The organism is Butyrivibrio sp. WCD2001, from assembly GCF_000424485.1.
Classification (GTDB): Bacteria; Bacillota; Clostridia; order Lachnospirales; family Lachnospiraceae; genus Butyrivibrio.
The window spans coordinates 234,611-254,823 of sequence record NZ_AUJZ01000005.1; the positions used below are offsets into that span (position 1 = coordinate 234,611).

Annotated in this window: 20 protein-coding genes; 18 read left to right on the forward strand and 2 right to left on the reverse strand. The window is 41.8% G+C overall.

The window, feature by feature from the left end; genetic code table 11:
* The first annotated feature begins 54 nt into the window (after positions 1-54).
* The 10 genes from G630_RS0105900 to G630_RS20920 all read left to right on the forward strand — a co-directional run bounded on the left by G630_RS0105900 (position 55) and on the right by G630_RS20920 (position 11,411).
* Positions 55-1,362, forward strand: a complete 1,308-nt coding sequence (locus G630_RS0105900) for a leucine-rich repeat protein (RefSeq protein ID WP_026498048.1) — start codon at positions 55-57, stop codon at positions 1,360-1,362.
* A 69-nt stretch (positions 1,363-1,431) separates the two neighbouring features.
* Positions 1,432-1,668, forward strand: a complete 237-nt coding sequence (locus tag G630_RS0105905; protein WP_026498049.1) for a hypothetical protein — start codon at positions 1,432-1,434, stop codon at positions 1,666-1,668.
* Between the two features lie 56 nt (positions 1,669-1,724).
* A complete protein-coding gene (locus tag G630_RS0105910; RefSeq protein ID WP_026498050.1) occupies positions 1,725-3,401 on the forward strand; it encodes a hypothetical protein in 1,677 nt (558 codons plus the stop codon).
* 63 nt (positions 3,402-3,464) lie between these two features.
* On the forward strand, positions 3,465-5,168 hold the full coding sequence (locus G630_RS0105915; protein WP_026498051.1) for an RNA polymerase sigma factor: 1,704 nt from the start codon (positions 3,465-3,467) through the stop codon (positions 5,166-5,168).
* Between the two features lie 202 nt (positions 5,169-5,370).
* The gene (locus G630_RS0105920; protein WP_026498052.1) at positions 5,371-7,572 is read left to right on the forward strand and encodes a fibronectin type III domain-containing protein; all 2,202 of its coding nucleotides are present in this window, start codon (positions 5,371-5,373) and stop codon (positions 7,570-7,572) included.
* A 126-nt stretch (positions 7,573-7,698) separates the two neighbouring features.
* On the forward strand, positions 7,699-7,911 hold the full coding sequence (gene rpmE, locus G630_RS0105925; RefSeq protein WP_022762883.1) for a 50S ribosomal protein L31: 213 nt from the start codon (positions 7,699-7,701) through the stop codon (positions 7,909-7,911).
* A gap of 123 nt (positions 7,912-8,034) precedes the next feature.
* On the forward strand, positions 8,035-8,997 hold the full coding sequence (locus G630_RS0105930; protein ID WP_026498053.1) for a DUF1385 domain-containing protein: 963 nt from the start codon (positions 8,035-8,037) through the stop codon (positions 8,995-8,997).
* A 5-nt stretch (positions 8,998-9,002) separates the two neighbouring features.
* Positions 9,003-9,839: a peptide chain release factor N(5)-glutamine methyltransferase gene (prmC, locus tag G630_RS0105935; protein ID WP_026498054.1), complete on the forward strand. Its 837-nt coding sequence runs from the start codon at positions 9,003-9,005 to the stop codon at positions 9,837-9,839.
* Between the two features lie 53 nt (positions 9,840-9,892).
* Complete coding sequence (gene prfA, locus G630_RS0105940; RefSeq protein WP_026498055.1) at positions 9,893-10,966, forward strand: peptide chain release factor 1; 1,074 nt, start codon at positions 9,893-9,895, stop codon at positions 10,964-10,966.
* Positions 10,967-11,051: 85 nt separating this feature from the next.
* The gene (locus G630_RS20920) at positions 11,052-11,411 is read left to right on the forward strand and encodes an Hpt domain-containing protein (RefSeq protein ID WP_022762880.1); all 360 of its coding nucleotides are present in this window, start codon (positions 11,052-11,054) and stop codon (positions 11,409-11,411) included.
* Positions 11,412-11,483: 72 nt separating this feature from the next.
* Here G630_RS20920 and G630_RS0105950 read toward each other — a convergent pair whose 3' ends face one another.
* The gene (locus tag G630_RS0105950; RefSeq protein ID WP_022762879.1) at positions 11,484-12,320 is read right to left on the reverse strand and encodes a DegV family protein; all 837 of its coding nucleotides are present in this window, start codon (positions 12,318-12,320) and stop codon (positions 11,484-11,486) included.
* 189 nt (positions 12,321-12,509) lie between these two features.
* Between G630_RS0105950 and G630_RS0105955 the strand changes: the two genes are divergently transcribed.
* The 8 genes from G630_RS0105955 (at position 12,510) to G630_RS0105990 (ending at position 18,811) form a co-directional block, all read left to right on the forward strand.
* The gene (locus tag G630_RS0105955; RefSeq protein ID WP_026498056.1) at positions 12,510-12,890 is read left to right on the forward strand and encodes a diacylglycerol kinase family protein; all 381 of its coding nucleotides are present in this window, start codon (positions 12,510-12,512) and stop codon (positions 12,888-12,890) included.
* A gap of 23 nt (positions 12,891-12,913) precedes the next feature.
* Positions 12,914-13,195 (forward strand): phasin family protein, encoded by a 282-nt coding sequence (locus G630_RS0105960; protein WP_026498057.1) that lies wholly within the window; start codon positions 12,914-12,916, stop codon positions 13,193-13,195.
* Positions 13,196-13,200: 5 nt separating this feature from the next.
* Positions 13,201-14,943, forward strand: a complete 1,743-nt coding sequence (locus tag G630_RS20925; protein WP_242829910.1) for an ABC1 kinase family protein — start codon at positions 13,201-13,203, stop codon at positions 14,941-14,943.
* Positions 14,940-15,419 (forward strand): DUF5721 family protein, encoded by a 480-nt coding sequence (locus tag G630_RS0105970; RefSeq protein WP_026498058.1) that lies wholly within the window; start codon positions 14,940-14,942, stop codon positions 15,417-15,419. The genes G630_RS20925 and G630_RS0105970 overlap by 4 nt, the downstream gene beginning before the upstream one ends.
* A gap of 66 nt (positions 15,420-15,485) precedes the next feature.
* On the forward strand, positions 15,486-16,571 hold the full coding sequence (locus tag G630_RS0105975; protein ID WP_081667814.1) for a S66 family peptidase: 1,086 nt from the start codon (positions 15,486-15,488) through the stop codon (positions 16,569-16,571).
* A 60-nt stretch (positions 16,572-16,631) separates the two neighbouring features.
* The gene (locus G630_RS23410) at positions 16,632-17,657 is read left to right on the forward strand and encodes an acyltransferase family protein (protein ID WP_049946114.1); all 1,026 of its coding nucleotides are present in this window, start codon (positions 16,632-16,634) and stop codon (positions 17,655-17,657) included.
* Between the two features lie 89 nt (positions 17,658-17,746).
* Positions 17,747-18,040: a DUF1294 domain-containing protein gene (locus G630_RS0105985; protein ID WP_022762874.1), complete on the forward strand. Its 294-nt coding sequence runs from the start codon at positions 17,747-17,749 to the stop codon at positions 18,038-18,040.
* Between the two features lie 18 nt (positions 18,041-18,058).
* Entirely contained in the window at positions 18,059-18,811 is a 753-nt protein-coding gene (locus G630_RS0105990; protein ID WP_026498060.1) for a hypothetical protein, read from the forward strand.
* Positions 18,812-18,940: 129 nt separating this feature from the next.
* Here the strand turns inward: G630_RS0105990 and G630_RS0105995 are convergent, their stop codons facing one another.
* The gene (locus G630_RS0105995) at positions 18,941-20,164 is read right to left on the reverse strand and encodes an argininosuccinate synthase (RefSeq protein ID WP_022762872.1); all 1,224 of its coding nucleotides are present in this window, start codon (positions 20,162-20,164) and stop codon (positions 18,941-18,943) included.
* Positions 20,165-20,213: the final 49 nt, after the last annotated feature.

Consider the following 20,213-nt stretch of genomic DNA (forward strand, 5'->3'; position numbering starts at 1 on the left):
ATAAATGTAAGGCCTACAAAACATATATAAAAGAGTTAAAAGGAGAGAATTACTATGAAGAAAAGAGTCAATTATGTTTTATGTTTATTTGCAGTTGCAGTTTTGTTATTGGTTCCTAAACAGGTAAAGGCGGCCTATTACAAATCCGGTTCTGATATTCAGATGAATGCACCTGAAATATCACTTGGGAATGTCTATTATAGAGAGACTTATACAGATGATATGAAAAAATTCTATAGATTTAAAACCGGTAATCTGGATGGCGTTTATCTGATAAGCTTCAGGACGGCTATCGAAGGCGGACAGGGTGGATCGGCCCGGGCAGCAGCATACTCCACATTAACGGTGATGGATGGATATACAAATAAAGTTGCGGGAATTGACGGTAAGAACGGACGCATGTCTATATTTGAAGAATACTCACTAAATGATAAAAAGGCGTTGATGCTCGATGCGGTTATTGTTGCTTCAAATCTTAATAAAAATGCTGATTATTATATTCAATTTGGCGCATATGACGGACTTAAATCATGGAATTACAACAAGGTATCAAGTATTTGTGTTGAATTTGTGCCTTTTAGGGTTGCCTCCGGATTTGCTATGGCTGAGAACTCCAATGGGGATTTGACCTTTACATGGAATAATATCGAAAAGTATAACTCATACAATTCACTTGCATCATTTGATAAATTCATTATAAAAGCATATGCAAACGGCAATGAGAAAAATATTGCTGAAGGAAATGGCGGAGTGAACTGTCTTATTGTGAAAGGTAATAATTCTACACTGAGAGGCTTTGGTTACCCGGAAAATACTGTCAATTTTGAGCTGTTCTGCGGACAGACATATTACTCGTATTTTAACAGCAGAGCATCATTTACCAAAATGTATAGTACCGGAAACATCCTGTTCACATCTCCTCTTACACGTTCTTCCGAACATGTTGTGAATGGCATTAAATACAGAATAAGAAAAAATGGTTCTAATGGTTGCGGTGAGGTTGAAGCAGTCGGAACTGATCAGACATTTAATTCGGGGAATCTTCATATCCCTGAAAGCGTAGTAATCAAGGGCTACAATTTTTCAGTTACATCTATAGCTGATGATGCATTTGCAGGCAATAAATCAATTACAACGGTTACGATTGGGAAAAATGTTAAAAAAATAGGCAGCCGGGCATTTTCAGGATGCTCAAGTCTTAAAAAGGTAAGCATAAAGTCTAAAAATCTAAAAAAGGTCGGAAAGAAAGCCTTTTTCACAACTAATAAAAAAGGAAAGGTAAAGGTACCTTCATCTAAACTGACTGGTTACAAAAGACTTTTAAAAGGGAAGATTACAAAAGGAATTAAGATTATGAAATAGTAATCGGTTCATGAAAAGTTTATTAAGAATTGTATATTCTGGAGAATATAGGTGGAAAGGGGGTAAAATATGATTATATGCGGCAGAGTTGAAGGGAAAATAATAGTTGCTGATAACACAGTTATGTACAACGTACTTCAGGGGCAGGAAAAGCATCATGTCAGATCTGTCGGTAGGCAGGCGGTAAAGGATGTAATTTTCCTGCGAGAGGGACAGAGTATAGAGGTGCAGGGCAGCACTGAAGACAAGATGCTTTTGGCGCAAGAGTCAAAAATAGATATTCGTAGAATAAAGAGCGGGAAGTAAACTTATAAAAGGAATTATAGAAATAGGAATGATATATAAAAAAGGGATCAGAAAAAATGAAAAGAACATCAATGATTATAAGTATTCTAATTTCAGAATTGATATTGGCAGGTTGTGGGGCTGATAAGACGGTGGCGCAGCAAACAGCGGGAGAATCTGCGCCTACGGAATCGGTCAGGGAGGAAATAAATGAGAACACTTCAGATGATGAATATAATGAAGAGCAGAATGAAGAGTTGAATGAAGAGCCGATTGAAGATACAAATGAAGAAGCTTCTGAGAAAGTGGTACCGGAAGATACCGCAACTATAATTGATGAGATATGGATAAAAAATTTTGACAAAGAGTTCTTGGAAAGTGATGACTATAATCCGCTATTTCCGGAGAGATGCTTCTATGTCAAAGGCGTCAGAGTTCATATACCTACTACAGTTCGTGGATTTGAAAAATTATTTGGGGTCACTTTTACGTCAAATACTTATACCGGGTATGAAACAGTTTTCAAAGATGATAATGGCAAACAGCTGAAAGTTGAATTTGTTAGTGATGAGAGGGCAAAAATCTGCGGAGATGAGGATTTTGATGAAAAAATAAAAGATCTTCCAATCATAGGTGTTTATAACGACATTACTGAAGGGAGTAAGAAATGGGGATTGCTTGGAGCTAATGACGTGACTTTTGAGGATGTCCCTGATGAAAATGATGACCAACCAGAAAATGACTATGGATATACTAAATGGGACTGGAAATATGATGAAGGATATCGCTTTTATCCTGATTGCTATCAGGCTTATTATCTATATTTGAACGGAAGGCTTCCGGGAGAGTTCATTGAGGCGGGAACAGAGTATATTTCTGACTATTCTGATATTAAGTATAGTGATATAACGATGGATGCACTTGATGAGATGTTCCTCATCGCTGATTGGGGAATATGGGGATATACATATGACAAAAAGGACGCGAAACTGCGGAGAATTATAACTGATGACAAGCCGGAGAATTATGGATCTCATGAAGGAACCTTAATTTATGAGAGTGATCCTGAAAGTTTGAAGTCCAGTGAACCGCATAACCATACTGAATATTATGTTTATAATCGGTACGGAGCAAGATGGCTGCTTACAACATTGGAGCGATGGCAGGATGAAAATTATACAGTTCATCATGTTAAGGATGAAGTAGAAATAGATGAAGATGCATATATTGAGGCGAGAAGAGTATATGGGCATGGCCCTGTTTTTGAGGAGCGTGTAATCAGCAGTATTGTATATGGTTTTGGAATGAATAAGGGAATCTATAGAACAATAATGAACCATAAAGATGAAATAGGCCTTGAGTCCATTGGGTACGATCCGGACCTAAAGCCTGATGGAATGGTTACTCCTTCATTCAGTACTGATTCAGAAACTGATTTGGATGATGAGATTGATCCTGAGGGAGGCCCTGATGGCGATTACGAAACTCTTCAGAATGCTATGAATGCTGCAGGGTATAATGTCGATGTGTATAACAATGAGGGCTTTACAGTTGTTGTGGATGCTCCAGACGGATATGTTAATGTCAGGGAAGGCTGTGGCACAGAATATGCCATTGTTGATCAGATTCCCAATAATACATTATTACATATAGGCGAATGCCATGTTGATTCGAACGGGACCATATGGGGAGAGCTTGTAGAGCCTGAAATAATGGGATATATAGCATTATCGCAAGCAAAACAAATAGAATAGCCTGAATAATAATATTATTATTCAAAACTATAAAGGATACTTTTTGCATTGGAGGCAGAATAGATGAAAACAAGTGAAGAACTACAGCAACTTGTTGCCGAATTGCAAAATGGCAACAGAGATTCATTTAACGAAATATACGAAGATAGTTATAAATATCTTTACACTTGTGTAATACATATTGTAAAAAATGAAGAAATAGCCAAAGATGTCCTTCAGGAAACATATACGGAGATATACAAAAGCATAGGACAGCTGAAAAATCCTAAGGACTTTCTTTCATGGGCGTCTACAATAGCGAATCGAAAGGCCTTTGCTCTATTGAAGAAAAAGAACAGGGATATTCTTGTACTTGAAGATGCAAATGAGTCTGATTGCGATTTCTTTGATGACTTGCCTGATGATGAGAATATCATACCGGAGAATATAATTGATAATCGTGAAAAGATCATGATGATTCGCGAAATGATTGATGGTCTAACGGATGTCCAAAGAGCTTGTCTTATTGGGTTCTACTATAACGGACAAAAACAGGATGAAATAGCAGAAGAGCTTGGAATTCCGGTAAATACTGTTAAGTCACATTTGAACAGAGCCAAAGCAAAAATAAAAGAAGCGGTTGGAGATGTAGAGAAGAAGCAAGGTATAAAACTGTATTCTTTTGCTCCATTTATGCTCTATTTTTTCAGAAAAGAGATGGAACTATTTGCTGCCGATATTACTGTTCCAGCAATGAGTGCGTCGCTTAGTAGTGCTATAGCATCTCATGCAGTTGGTGGCATAGGGAAAAAAGTTGCTGTATTCTCTGCAAAAACAAAGTTTATAGCTGGCGCAACGACTACTGCGGTAGTGGTTGGTGCGGTGGCTGGAACTATAGCTTATAATAATCGGGCTACAAATTATGTAGATGTAAGAATAGAGCCATCTGTACTTGTTCAGGATATTAAAGTCTATGATATGGACTTGGAAGATCTAAGCTATGAAAAGATATTAGGGCATATGGAAGATATTGAAGCTCAGTATAATGCTAAGGCAGAACCTGAATATTATATCGAATATGACGGCAGCAACTACCAATTGGAAAGCTATGACGGACCAGTATCAGGTGCTAATATTGCTCATAAAAAAAGTTGGATGGCGGAGAATATGCGCTTTTCAAAATGGGAATATAATGATGGCATTGATATGAAGGAACATAAATCTGATTTTATGCAGGATTACTTTCTCACAGGAAGAAGTGAAGAGGAGTGGACGCCTTTATATGAAAACTGTAAGTATGAAAAGAATATAGTGAATAATACAAGTGGCTTAACGTTTGATAGCTTGACAGTTGAAGATAATGAAGAACGATTTTTATGGACGAAGTATTCTGATGAAAAAGAGTATATTAATATACAGGATATCAGAGATGAAAATGAGTCTATAAAACTAAATCCCGGTTCGTATGTGCCTGTAGGTGAATACATAATGTGCGGCTACATTGGGAATAATATTGAAGAAGTAACTAATTCTCTTTACCCGGGCCTTTATGAGCTGACTCTAAGTAACGAGACTGTAGACTTTCAAAACGGGACAGTACAATATGTAGAATCTGAAACAAGAGATGAAAATTGGCGCTATGGAGAGGTTACATATACTGATAAAACATTGAGGAACATAATAATCAAATTTTCAGATAGCACTAAAGAAGATTTCCATACCATACAATTTGTTTCGGATAATGATGACGGAACTATTACAAAGGTTTATCTGCATAAATCTTCATAAAGAGTATGTGGCAGGCTCTATGATGAAAGTAAATATTTGCGGCTTTTTTCCATTTTGGTATCAAGTATACCAAAACGCCGGAAACCGCATTTTATTTACTTTTTCTCATGGTGCTCCAAAATTAAGCAATTCTTAAGGAGACAATCATACCGGCCTAATATATAATTTTTCCTAGGGGGAAAGCTATATTTGGGAGGAAGGTATGAAGAGAGTAAAAGTTTCAACGTGTATAGTCATGCTATGCGTTTTTTTCTGCGCGTTTTGCATGACTTCTTTTAATGTAAGGGCTCAGGGGGAGTTCTATTTCACTGAGGTTACCCAGAATTCGATTTCATTCGACTGGACTGAGGCAGCAGAAAGCTTTCTGGAATCGTATAAAAAGAGTGGAAAATCAGGCTCCTATGATTCTTTTCAGATTCAGGTTTTTGAAGTGGCTGAGGATGGCAGAAGTATGTCCTTGATAAAACCATATTCAGTGCCTGGGACAACTTACAACAGCACTGTTGAAGGGCTTAAGCCGGCGACGACCTACAGAGTTGATATTAAATTTCAAATCGAGGGATACAGTAGTTCTCCGAGTATATGGAATGTAGTAAGTACCAGAAGCGACAACTCATATACGATGAAAATGATAGGACATTCGGATACTACACTTTATGTGGATTTTTCAGATGCAGTTAAGCAGATGGAAGAGAAGGTAAAGAAAGCAGGCGGCAGCAATCTGTCTGTTCTCAGTGTCACAGGTTCAATTGTTGAGCAGTCAGGAAGCGAGAGCGATGCGCTTTCTGCTGCAAGAAATAACACAACAAAAATCGGAAGAAATTTCACTGAGAAATATACTTCTAAGAAATACACAGGCTTGAGACCTGATACTGCATATGCTGTTTCTGTTATGCTGACGTATGATTACAAGAAGGCAGATGGAAATAAATCTTCTTATGTTGATGAATTTATAGAGGCAGGAAGCCTTAGAACCGCTCCTGAAGGCGGTTATTCGGATGATGTGGGAGATAACACCCCCGGATATTCCGAAAATAACAGAGAGGATTCGTCACATACAGGTAAGCTGGTCTATACAAGCGGGGCAGGTTCTTCGAGGAAAAATGCTGAGTGTTCTGTTACCTCAGATGAAAACAGCATTACTCTGGACTGGACCAAGAATAATGTCATACCTTCTGCTGACAGACATCTGATCGAAATAGGTTGTGTTGAAGAGTCTAACTATGATGCTCAGGAAGACTGGGCAAAATTCGGATCCGACCATAATGAGGGACCGTATATGCGTCAGGCACTGCAAAAAGCCTACCAGGGAGATATTAAGGTAGATAAAGGTGCAAAGAGCTACAAGATCACAGGCCTTAAACCAGGAACTCAGTACAATATAGTAATGAGATGCGGCTGGCAGACACAGGGTGGACGTTGTGATACATGCTATGTTACATACAAGATTAAGACAAAGGGTGATTCCGGAAAAGTGGCAGCAGTCAAGGATATTTCCGCGAACAAACAGCCCGGATATATGTATGATTGCTATGCGAAAAGAGAAAACGGCACAATAGTACTGGATTGGACAGAGGGCTCAAAGGCTTTTATCAGCCAATCAGTGTTTGAAAAGTATTTTGGAAAGATGCAGAGGTCAGGAATTATTACTGTCAAATATACAGAGGTTCCGCAGAGTGACAATTCAAAAGACATAGAACATGCTTATTCAAAACTCGAAAATAGCAATAGCGGAGTGTACTCTGAAAGTGCTGATCTTCCCTGCACGAAGATGAGAGTATTTGGAATCGACAATTCCAAGAAGTATGTTTTTGCAATTGGGTACAGATATCAATATTTTGAGGATGGCAAGCTTCAAAGCGGTATAGAATACTTTTATGCTGATGAGACCGGCACAAACTATTTAAAGAAAAAGGCAACTGATCAGATCGATGGTAATCAGGAAAACAGTGAAGCAGGTGCAGGCGGCAAGGTTACCGAAAATGGTATGAATAACGAAAATACAGCTGCAGAGACAACCGATAAGAAACAGCCCACAGTAGATACTACCGATTCCGGAAAAACTACTGACGTGGAAACCGAAAAATCTACTGATACTAAAGCTGATGAAGAGCCTGAATCAAAGATCAAAGCTTCCAAGGACACCTTCAAAGTATCCGTTCTTAAGAAAAAGAATCAGAAAGCTACTATAAAAGTGGCACCCGAGCTTAAGGGCAAGATCACAGTTAAGAACGTATCCGCAAAGAAGCTTAAGAAATATGCCGATTTCAAGGTTAAGGGCAGAAAAGTCACCGTCACAATGAAGAAGGGTGCTCCCAAGGGAGTATATAAATTTAAAGTTACAGTTGCGGCATACGGAAAAACAAAGAAGACTACTGAGACTATAAAGATTACAGTGAAATAAAAAATCTTCTTGCGAAAGAGTTCACATTATGCTAAAATAAACAAGCTGTTGTGATTAGGCAGCGATGTAACTAACGTATAATATTTTAAAAATATTAAGAATCATTGATATAAAAGAGGTGAGAAAATGAGACAGGATATTCAGCCCGAATACTATCAGGCAACAGTTACTTGCAACTGCGGTAACACATTTACAGTTGGTTCAACAAAGAAGGAAATCCACGTAGAAATTTGCTCTAAGTGCCATCCTTTCTATACAGGAACACAGAAGGCAACTGCTGCTCGTGGACGTATCGATAAGTTCAACCGTAAGTATGGTATGACTGCTAACAACGATTGATCACTGGAAATGCAAAGAGGTTGAGGCTAAGGCCTCAACCTCTTTTTATCATATAGAAATTACGATGTAATTTCTATATGATAAAAAGCGCTCTGCACACAATCACTTATACTAGGAGACGACATGGGAAAGAAAAAAATAACTCATTACTCAGGAATTGGCGGACAGGCAGTACTCGAAGGAGTTATGATGCGCAATAAGGATATGTACGCAGTTGCGGTCCGCAAGGAAAACGGGGAGATTGCAGTAGAGGTTGATCATTACCTTGGAAAGGGTGACAGCCTTGGACTTACACATATTCCTTTTATAAGAGGAGTTTTTGCTTTCTGGGATTCACTTGTCCTTGGCATGAAATCCCTTAACTTTTCGGCATCACTGTTCGGACAGGAGGAGATTGCACAGGCAAAGGACCCGATTGCCGCAGAGAGCAGGGAGAAAGTGGCGACGACTATCACAACAGTTGTGGCATTTGTGATCGCCATTGGAATTTTCATGGTACTTCCGTATTATTTAAGTTCACTCTTTAATGACTATATCAGGAATAATTCCGTGGTAGTTCTTATTGAGGGCGGAATAAGAATCGCAATTTTTGTCCTTTATGTTCTTCTCATCTCACTTATGAAGGACATAAGGCGACTTTTCAGATATCACGGTGCTGAGCATAAGTGTATCAATTGCCTTGAAAGGGGTAAGCCGCTGACACTCGAAAATGTAAAGGAGAGCACAAGACTTCACAAGAGATGCGGAAGCAGCTTCCTTCTGTTCGTAATGTTTGTCAGCATTATATTGTTCTTCTTTATCAGAGTTCAGTCGATACCGCTGAGAATCCTTGTAAGAATCGCACTGATTCCCGTAATAGCAGGTATTTCCTATGAGATAATCAGACTCGCAGGGAGAAGCAACAATATTATCATGAAGATTATTTCCGCACCGGGACTCCTTCTTCAGATGCTCACTACTAAGGAGCCTGATGATGAGATGATCGAGGTTGGAATTAAATCGGTTGAAGCAGTTTTTGACTGGAGAGAGTTCCTTGAGGACTCCTTCGGATATAAGTTTGAGGACGACGAAGAAATCGCAGAGTAATAATTATGGACTACGCATCACTTTATAAAGAGGGAGAGGAAAAACTGAATAATGCAGGCGTTCCGGAGAGTGCACTGGATGCCAGACTCCTTCTCGAGTATGTGTGCGGAACCGACCATAATACCCTCCTTTCGCACGGTGATATGGAGGTCTCAGAGGAGAACATTTTAAGGTACAGGGACTTTTTATCTAAAAGAGAGCAGAGAATACCTGTGGCTTATATTGTCGGAAACGCAGAGTTTATGGGGATAGAATTTGATGTTACAGGAGACGTTCTTATTCCCAATCAGGACACAGAGACTCTTGCGGAGGAAGCTCTCAGATATCTGCATGACGGGATGAATGTGCTGGATTTATGCACGGGCTCAGGGTGTATCGCGCTTAGTATTCTTAAGTACAGCAATGATACCAAAGCTGTTGGCACGGATATGTCCGATGCCGCACTTTTGATTGCGGAGAAAAATGCCGAAAAGCTGGGATTATCTGACAGATTCAAGGCAGTAAAGGCCGATATTTTCCCGGAGCAGGTGGAGAAATATGATCTTATAGTATCGAATCCGCCCTATATTCCGACGGATGTCATAGAGACTCTGGCGCCGGAAGTAAAGACCTACGAACCCTATATGGCACTTGACGGAAGCGCTGACGGGCTTTCGTTTTACAAGAGGATTGTGCCCGGAGCAAAGGAATATCTGTTTAAAAACGGATATCTTCTTCTGGAGATCGGCTACGATCAGGGCGAAGCAGTAAAGGAACTTATGGAGTCAAACGGATACAAAGATGTTCAGGTTATAAAGGATCTTGGCGGAAATGACAGAGTTGTAAGCGGATGCTTCTATTAGCTGCGCTATTTTTGTAACTAATAATAATCGCAGTTAATTAGGAGAGAAATATTATGTTTAGCAGATTAGAAGACATGGTCCGCAGATACGAGGACATTACCATGGAACTGGGCGAGCCCGATGTGGCATCAGACCAGAACAGATTCAGGGAGCTCATGAAGGAACAGAGCGACCTTCTTCCGATTTTAGAGGAATATAACAATTATAAAAAGTGCAAAGAGACGATTTCAGATAGTGAGGAGCTACTGTCCTCCGAGTCTGATGAGGATATGAAGGAGATGCTGAGACAGGAGCTTTCAGAGGCAAAGGACGAGCTTCCTGAGATAGAGCAGAGACTTAAACTCCTTATGCTTCCCAAGGATCCTAACGATGATAAAAATGTTATCGTGGAGATCCGTGCCGGTGCGGGCGGTGACGAAGCGGCTCTTTTTGCAGCTGATATGTATAGGGTTTACACCAGATATGCTGACAGACATGGTTGGAGAATTGAGACCATGAGTGTCGAGGATACGGGAATCGGCGGAATGAAGTCGGTTAGCTTTATGCTTTCCGGAACTGGTGCCTATTCAAGACTTAAATTTGAGAGCGGAGTTCACCGTGTTCAGAGAATACCCGCAACTGAGTCGGGCGGAAGAATCCATACATCAACAATTACGGTTGCCATTATGCCCGAGGTTGAGGACGTAGAGGTTGAGATCGATATGAACGACTGTAAATTCGATGTTTTCCGAGCTTCCGGTAACGGCGGACAGTGTGTCAACACTACGGATTCGGCTGTAAGACTTACGCATATTCCCACAGGAATCGTAATCTCCTGTCAGGATGAAAAGAGCCAGATAAAGAATAAGGCTAAGGCACTTAAGGTGCTTCGTGCAAAGCTCTATGAACTTGAGCAGCAGAAGGCTCACGACTCCGAAGCAGCTCTAAGAAAGAGCCAGGTCGGAACCGGTGACAGATCTGAGAAGATAAGAACTTACAATTTTCATCAGGGAAGAGTCACTGATCATCGCATAAACCTTACGCTTTACAAGATTGATTCCATAATGGACGGAGACCTTGAGGAGCTTATAGATGCACTTACGACCGCAAGTCAGGCTGAGAAGCTGGCGGGCATGGCGCAAAATTAAGCAAAATGATATAATAAATATCAGCTATCGACATTTGCGGTGCAATGGAATAGCACTGGCAAATTTTTCTATGAGGGTGAATTTCATGAATGAACAGATGAAACAGGAACTTATTGACTGGGGTGTTAACTGGCCTGATGTTCAGGACAGATTTATGGGGAATGAGGATCTTGTTGAGAAATTCATGCTTAAATTCCTTAATGATCCCAGTTTTGCTGCTATGACAAAGGGACTTCAGGCAAAAAACGCAGAGGAAGCCTTTAAAGGCTGTCATACACTTAAGGGTGTGACCGGAAACCTGGCACTTGATGCTATGAGACCTGATGTACTTGAGCTTACTGAGATATTAAGAGCAGGATCTTTGGAAGGTTCGGACGAATTATATCAGAAGATCAAAGCCTCCTATGATTCACTTACAGAAATACTTAAGAAATATGCCGGATAAACCATAATAAAAAACAAAACTCTTCCCATGTAATCCAAAGGGAAGAGTTTTTTGTTTGCTTTTTTATGGCTATTAGCAGGTTACGACGATTCCGCCGTCTCCTGCATAGGTTGTGGCAACACCTGCTCCATCGACGATCAGGACGTTCTTGAAAGCTACCTTTGAAAGAATCAGATTTTTAACTACGGCAGCTCTCTCGTAGCAGTTGATATGTGTGATCATGAGTGTCTTTTCCTCGGGATCCTTGGTCCTTTTTGCGACAAGATCAGCCATCTTGATAAGAGCTTTTTTCATACCAATGCCCTGCCCACACTGGGCTATTGTGCCTTCTATCGCATAGCAGACGGGTTTGATATTGAGAGTTGAAGCCACAATTGCTTTCATACCTGTGAGGCGGCCATTTTTCCTGAGAGTATCAAGAGAATCCAGGACAAAATAGGTATCCATTCCATCTCTGTAGGCCTCAACCTTTTCGACCACTTCGTTAAAGGGAAGACCGGCCTCGGCGTATTCCATAATCTTAAAGGCTACATTGGTCTGACCGCAGCAGGCTGAGAGCGAATCAAAAACATGAATGTTTTTCTTTCCTATATCCTCATGATAAATATCTCTTGCAAGAAGAGCACTGTTATAGCTTCCGCTGAGCTTCGAGGACAATGTTACAACATAGATATCATCGGCATCGCACTCGTAAGCTTTCATATATCTGTCGGGTGAGGGACATGCTGATTTGGCGCAGGTCTCACATTCGGCAACGCGTCTTATATAATCAAGCTGGTCAAAATTCTCATCATCAAGAACTGTATAATCGCCTACCTGAAGAATAAGCGGAATTATCTCAAAACGCTTATCAACATGGTATTCTGCAGGCAAATCGGTACAGCTGTCTACAACAATCTTATAACTCATATTCTATCCTATCCTCCGATGGGGGTTATGCATCAAAATTGCACATGGTTTTTTATACGACATATTCTAGCATGAAAACCAATATGGGTAAATAAAAAAGGAATTACGCACTGTGGTTTCCGCATGGCTTTAATTTTTCCGCCGTAAAGTGGATAAATTCTCACTTTTTTGATAAAATATTAAGTAAATATGGACACAAAAAACACGAAAAAGAACAAACTTTATAAGAGCTTCGGGTATGCATTTGAGGGCATCGGCAATACCATTCTTCATGAGCGGAATATGCAGATACATTGCACAGTCACTATATTGGTAGTGATATTTGGATTTCTGCTTCATATATCGCTTGTAGAATGGCTTTTTTGTATAGTGCTCTTTGCAATTGTGTTGAGTCTCGAATTAGTGAACACAGCGCTGGAGGCAGTGGTGGATCTGGTCACCGAGGAGAGGAAGCCCCTTGCGAAGAAGGCCAAGGATGCAGCCGCAGGAGCAGTGTTAATGAGTGCCATAATGGCGGCCATTATAGGCGGAATTATTTTCTTCCCTAAATTGTGGACGCTAATTTTTTAAAATTTTATGAGGAGGTTTTAACCATGGAAAATCTTACAGACGGATTGAAAAAATTACTGCTTGCAGGTGTTGGAGCGGTTGCTCTTACGACCGAGAAAGCCGGAGAGCTTTTAAACGAGATGGTTGAAAAGGGTGAGATTACCGTTGAACAGGGCAAGGCTCTCAATCAGGAGTTGAAGCGCACGGTAAAGGACAGCACCAAGAAGGATGAGAAAAAGGATCTTTCCAAGGTTGTTGATGGTCTTTCGGCAGACGAGCTCGCTAAGTTAAAGGAGCTTATTGCGGCAGCAGAAAATAAAGAGTGACTTAGATGGCTGATTTGACAGATCTGGTCAGTAAAATGAGGCAGGTTGCCGACGCCCAGGCCGATAAGGCGGAGGCTGAAAAGAACGGCAGCGCTTCAAAGGAGACCGGTAAAGAAAGAAGTGCCGAGGACAGTGCAAGATTCAAGGAAATCAAGGCTGTCCTCGCAAGAAATAAAATCACAAGGGGAATATCACCCGAGAAGCTCCGTGTAATCTTAGAGGAGCTTGGTCCCACATACATCAAGCTTGGTCAGATAATGTCGATGCATTCCGACATTCTGCCGAAGCGTTATTGTGATGAGCTCGCAAAGCTCAATTTTGACGTTCCGCCCATGCCCTTTAATGAGGTGATCGAGGTCATAGAGGACTCCTATGGAAGTCCCTGCACGGACATCTACGAGTGGATTGATGAAAAGCCCCTCGGTTCGGCTTCGATTGCGCAGGTGCACAGGGCCAGGCTTAAGAATGTATCATCAGAGGACAGCATCGGTGATGTCATCATAAAGGTCCAGAGAAAGGGCGTTTATGAGATCATGAGCCGCGATATCAGCCTCTTGCACAGACTTGTAAAACTCATGCCGCCGGTCGGAGATCTTAAGAATATCGTGGACCTTGATATGGTTTTAGATGAGATGTGGGCCGTAGCCAAAGAGGAGATGGACTTTTTCACGGAAGCCTGCAACATGGCTGAGTTTGCCCGCAACAACAAGAATGTCAGATATGTTGGATGTCCCAAGATGTTTCCGGAGTACTCGACGGACAAGGTTCTTGTCATGGAGTACATTGACGGATGCTCGATTGATGATGTTGAGTATCTCACTGCGCATGGGTATGACCTAGATGAGATTGGTGAAAAATTCGTCAACAACTTTATCAAACAGGTTATGAATGACGGCTTCTTTCACGCGGATCCTCATCCTGGCAATGTCAAAGTAAGGGATGGGAAGATCATCTGGATTGACATGGGCATGATGGGCAGACTCTCCGAGAGAGACAGACGACTGATGGTTCGCGGCGTTCGAGGTATTGCCCTCCATGATATACAGGCTGTGGAAAATGCGGTTCTCGATCTCGGACAGGTGAGCGGAACTCCCGACAGAGATAAGCTCTATATTGATTTGAAAGGCTTCATTGAGCAGTATGGCTCGGTATCTTTCGGAAGTCTTGATATTGCTGCAGCGCTCCAGTGCCTCATGGATATTATGAAGGAAAACGGAATCGCGCTTCCACACGGAATGACGCTTCTATGCAGAGGGCTTGCGCACATGCAGGGCGTACTTGCAACCATAAGTCCTGAGATAAATATGCTCCAGATTGCGACTGCCAGAATAACTGATGAGTTTATTGAGAATCTCGATATCAAGGAAGAACTCATGAAATATGGCAGGGCACTTTATCGTGCTGCGGATAAAGGAATTGAACTTCCTTCGCTGACAGCGCAGGCGATGAAGGAATACCTCGCCGGACAGAGCAAAGTGAATATCACGATAAGCTCATCCAAGGAAGTGGATGAACTCATCTATTCATCTATCAGAAATGTGGTCATAGGTCTTGGCGTTGCAGCGCTTCTGATCTCATCCAGTATCATGTGCCTTACAGAGATGAAACCTCAGGTTTTCGGAATCCCTGTTCTTGGTGCGCTTGGATTTGTCTTTGCCATGGTGGTCAGCGGCTTTTTGGTAATAAGAAATATAGCGCTAAAGATTGCCTACAGAAGGCGGCGCAGAAGAAAGAATAAACATTTATGATTGCTTTACAGATAAAAAACACAAGACAGTTTATGTCTGTGCTCCTTGCATCTGAGGTTTTTGATGAATTTTTGCTTGAGAGCGCAGAGCTGCAGATTGCGAATACATACACAATTGACGGACATGTGAATAGGGAGTTTTTCGGGGGTGACAGCGAAAAGCCTGAATATGAGCTTTCCAAATGGAGCGAGCTTAAACCTGTCTGCTATGAACTGATAAAGGGTAAAAACACCCCGGTTTCCTTCAAATTCATCATGTGCGTCGCACCACCCAGGAAGGATGAACTTTTGCCTGATGACCTGCGGAAGATTGTGTCGTCTTTAGTTTTTATCTTGAAATTCAAGGAGGGGCATATCACCCTCACTACAGGAGCAGCCCTCTCGGGCTTCACGCTGGACAAATCCTACGAAAAGATTTGGGACGACTATATGAAGCGCTTTCTTGACAGCGTCGGCATCAGTTATGAAGAACTTTAAGATGCCTTCCCCTTGGGGGGAAGGTGGCGCGAAGCGCCGGATGAGGGGAAATACCAGGAGGACATCATGATTAAACGACCAGACTATATCAAACCCGGTGACACAATAGGAATTACGGCGCCTTCTTTTGGCCCATCGAGCGAGCCATATTACTCGATGTATTTTTTCTCAAAGAAAAATCTGGAAAACAAAGGCTATAAGATAGTAGAGGGCGATACGCTTTTCAAAAACGACGGAATAGGGATAAACACCGATCCGAAGGTGGCAGCAGCTGAGCTTGTGGATTTTTATAAAAGTGATGATATTGATGCAATCATTTCCGCAGGCGGTGGAGAGCTCATGAATGAGACCATAACAAACGTGGATTTTGAGGCTCTTGCAGGCGCTAAACCCAAGTGGTACATCGGATATTCCGACAATACCAATTTTATTTTTCCGCTTGTTACGATCTCGGGTGTGCAGGAAATCTACGGACCTTGCATTTCCGGTTTTTCCAAGAAATGGGAGCTCCCCGAAGAGGATGCCATGGCACTTCTTGAGGGGACAAAGACGGAGTTTTCGGGGTATGAGAAATTTGTAGATCCGGCAAAGGAAGAGAATCCGCTCCCCCGTGATCTGGATCCTTCGGAATATTCGAAAATTGATTTTGATATACCCTATGAATATAATTCGGAAAAAGTGCTCACAAGCTTTTTGTGTAAAAACGGAAAGGCAGAAAAGGCAGGTACCGATACCGAGATAAAAATGAGTGGAATATTGCTTGGAGGCTGCGTTGACGTTCTTGCCAATATGGTGGGTACAAGGTTTGATAAGGTAAAGGAGTTTAACCGGGACCACAAGAATGTAATCTGGGTGCTTGAAGCCTGCGACCTTACTCCGATGAGTTATCGAAGGGCAATATGGAACATGAGAGAAGCGGGATGGTTCGACAGCGCAGCAGGCTTTGTGATTGGAAGACCGCTTACAGCATTCGGACAGGAGATGATGGGAGCAGATCAGTACAATGCAGTGACGGATGTGGTTTCCTGCCTTAATGTTCCTATTATCATGGATGCCGATATAGGCCATATAGATCCGATGCTTCCGGTTGTAATGGGAGCGGAAGCTCTGGTTTGCGCTAAGGGGAATGACTTGAGATTTAAATATGAATAAAAAATCGTTTCGTAAAGAACGGATTGTTTGCTTACGATAGGATTGAAAGGGCTGACTTATATGAACAGAAAAGAATCCGAAAACTTTTTTGACTTCATTCGTTATTTTGCCGCATTTTGTGTGATGTATCTCCATTATACCGGTCATGTTGGCTATTATTATACGTCGCAGTCCGCGAATCAGGTCGCTACTCTGCGCGGAATATCAACTTTCTTCCAACCGACTGTTGTTTTGCTTACCATAGCCGGATTTCTTGCTTCAGCATCTTTTGAAAGATATGGAGAAAGAGTAGGTGTATTTTTAAAAAAGAAGATTGCCAGAATATACATTGATATGTGGCTCAGCATGGCTGTATATGTTGCGGTGTTCTATTTTGTTGTAGGAAAACGCTACGACAGCTCGATGATAAAGTGGGCTATTATTCAGGGCCTTGGATTTGCCAATACGCCTGATTGCCTGAAAAACTTTGCAACCGGCAGCATGAATGGCACTATGTGGTTCTTTACCATAATTATCCAGCTCTATATAGTACTGCCTTTTGTAAAAAAGGCTCTGAAGCGATATGGGAAAAACCTGACAGTTTGGCTTGTTGTTGTGGCGGTTTTGGGAGTACTTAATATAGCATCCGGATTTTTGGCACCGCAGCTTTCCGAGACCTGGCAAAAACTGCTCGAGCGCACCTTTATTCCGTATGCATTCTGGTTCTTCGTAGGAGTTATGTTTCACACCTGCGAATTATATAAGAAAGATCATATCGGAAAAGCGGCAATTGCTCTTTTGGCAGTGCAGATCGGGCTAAACTTCCTGCCTGCAAGTGGAATCGGATACTACACCGATTTCCTTCGCGGCACAGTTACATGCCTTTTGACTATAGCTGCGGCATATTCGCTGCCTGCAAAAAGAGCCAGAATAGATGTCACCTATGGGATGTACTTGTATCACTGGCTTTTTATAAATCTGATAATCCACTTTAAGCATTATGAGAGATTCGGATTTGTCATGAACGTTCTGACATTTACGGCAGGAACACTCGTATGCTCTAACATTTTCAGATTATATGCAAGAATAAAAGATAAAATTAGATGAAAAACAAGAACCTTCAGTGAGATGATTACTTTCACTGAAGGCTCTTTTGTTTATTGCGCCGCCGCTTTTTATGCATTAAAATATCATTCATGGACTCACTAAAATTTTTATTATCTTATATAGGAATCATAAATATCATCAGTTTTATCTCGATGGGGAATGATAAAAGGAAGGCCAAGAGAAATTCCTTCAGGACACCAGAATCCGTACTGTTTATCTTGGCGCTTATGGGCGGAAGTATCGGAAGCATTCTTGGTATGTATATTTTCAGACACAAGACCAAGCACTGGTACTTTGTGGTAGGAATGCCGCTTATTCTCATCGCTCAGATTGGAATTGTGGTGGCGATAAAAATGTCTCCGCTTGAGATACTTTTCAGATAAGTTTTTTGAGGTTTTGTAATGCATATAGCAGTTTTTGATGACAATATAGCTGACAGAAAGCAGATGGAGCGCCTCTTGCGCCGCCAGTCAGATCGCTATCAGAAGGAAGGAAAAGAGCATTTTTACATCGATCTGTATGGTAATATTCCCGCACTTTTAAGGTTCCCGCAGGTATACGATATCATTTTCATAGATATGGCCAATCCCGATGAAGATGATGAGCGGTTCAAGACAGGCATGGATGTTGCCAAGCTTCTGTTTGAGATAGGTGGGATGAAGAATGTGGTTATGTGTTCTTCTTGCCATGATTACAAAACTCTTGCAAAGGAAGCAGGCATCTATGATGAGCTTCTTTTTATTGATAAGCAGATCCGCGTAAAGGATCTTGAGGAGATTCTGACAGAGTGTGAAAAGAGACTCGGCGATCCGATTCCAACCCTTGAGATGCGCGGAGAGAGACAGACAATCTATGCCAGAGAAAATGACATAATCTGCGCAGAGATGATAGGAGAGAACCAGCTTACTGTTTATCTGACAGAAAACAGAAGCATCAACCTTATCACCGATATTTACAACCTTTTTGAGCAGTGTGCCATATTCACAGCCATCTGTCCTATTTCACAGGATGCAATGATAAACGTAAATCACATAAAGGACGAAGGCTTTGGCTGGGTTATCATGGATACCGATAAAAAACTCAAAGTAGCCTTTTCCTACAGAGGCAACATAAAAGAGATCAGAAGACGCCTCGCAGCGAAACAGAAAAACTGAAAAAGAATAATGTTGGATTATGAAGGAATCCCCCATATATATGTATAGAGACTCGTTCGATTATGCGTTTTTCGCAACGAGAACGAGAATCTATACATATATATGGGGGATGGTGTTTATTATTCAGTATTATTTATTTTTCTCAACTTCCTGCATCTTCATGGCGCGAACCTTGCATGAGAGACCGAAGAGATTGATGAAGCCCTCGGCGTCGTGGTGATCGTAGAGGTCACCTGTTTTGAAGGAAGCGATTGACTCATTGTAGAGTGAGTAGGGTGATGAAGTGCCGGCCTTGATGATGTTACCCTTGTAGAGACGGAAGGTAACTTCTCCTGTTACGTACTTCTGGGTTGACTCGATGAAAGCCTGTTCTGCCTCACGAAGAGGAGTGAACCATTTTCCTTCATATACAAGATCTGCGAACTTATTGCCCATATCCTTCTTCATGGTGTAAGTATCACGGTCAAGGATAAGCTCCTCAAGCTGCTGATGAGCCTCATACAGGATTGTTCCGCCGGGTGTCTCATAGACGCCGCGGGACTTCATACCTACAACACGGTTCTCAACAATATCTACGATACCGATTCCGTTTTCACCGCCAAGCTTATTGAGAGTGCGGATGATGTCTGAAACCTTCATCTCTTTTCCGTTAACTGACTTGGGAACACCGCCTTCAAATGTCATGGTTACGGTTGTGGGCTCATCGGGAGCATCCTCGGGTGTGCAGCCGAGAACCAGAAGGTGCTTATAATTGGGAGCCTGTCCGGGATCCTCGAGCTCAAGTCCCTCGTGTGAGATGTGCCAGAGGTTACGGTCACGGCTGTAGCTGCTGTCAGCTGAGAAGGGAAGATTGATGCCGTGCTGTTTGCAGTATTCAATCTCTGATTCACGGGAATCCATGTTCCACTTATCACTTCTCCATGCAGCGATAATCTTGATGTCGGGTGCAAGAGCCTTGATTCCGAGCTCGAAACGGATCTGATCGTTGCCCTTACCTGTAGCGCCGTGGCAGATAGCAACTGCGCCTTCTTTTCTTGCGATTTCAACAAGCTTCTTGGCAATAAGAGGACGAGCCATGGATGTTCCGAGAAGGTACTTATTCTCATATACAGCGTGAGCCTGAACACAGGGAACAACGTATTCATCACAGAACTCATCGATAACATCCAATATGTATAACTTGGAAGCTCCGCAGCTCTTAGCTCTCTCATCAAGTCCGTCAAGTTCTTCTTCCTGTCCGCAATCTATGCAGACACAGATTACTTCATAATCATAATTTTCCTTAAGCCACGGGATGATCGCTGTTGTATCAAGTCCTCCCGAGTATGCAAGTATAACCTTATCCTTAGCCATGTTTTCCTCCTTAATAAATGCGTGATGTATAAAAATCTGAACGATTTAT